Source organism: Streptomyces sp. WM6386 (genome assembly GCF_000972385.1).
Lineage (GTDB): Bacteria > Actinomycetota > Actinomycetes > Streptomycetales > Streptomycetaceae > Streptomyces.
Genome location: NZ_JXTE01000631.1, coordinates 1 through 365 on the forward strand (window position 1 = coordinate 1; position 365 = coordinate 365).

The 365-nt window shown below is 77.0% G+C and carries 1 protein-coding gene; it reads left to right on the top strand.

The annotated features are described in order from the left end of the window. Window positions 1-365 (top strand): class I SAM-dependent methyltransferase (locus TN53_RS43015; RefSeq protein WP_046264369.1); only part of this gene is annotated, 365 nt, incomplete at both ends.

Genomic DNA, 365 nt, shown 5'->3' on the forward strand with positions numbered 1-365 from the left:
CGCCGGCCTCACCCCCGGGCGCGTGCTCGACGTCGGCTGCGGCGAAGGCGCGGACGCCGTCTGGCTCGCCCGCGGGGGCTGGGACGTCACCGCGCTCGAGGTCTCCGGCGTGGCACTGGAGCGGGCGGCCGGGCACGCCCGGGATGCCGGCCTCACCGTTCACTGGGTCCACGCCGCACTCACCGAGGCAGCGCTCCCGCCGGCCTCCTTCGACCTGGTCTCCGCGCAGTACCCGGCCCTGCTGCGCACTCCCGACGCCGCCGCCGAGCGAGCACTGCTCGCGGCCGTCGCACCCGGCGGCGTACTGCTGCTCGTCCACCACGCGGGGATGGACACCCAGCAGCCTGACGACGGCGGCTTCGACC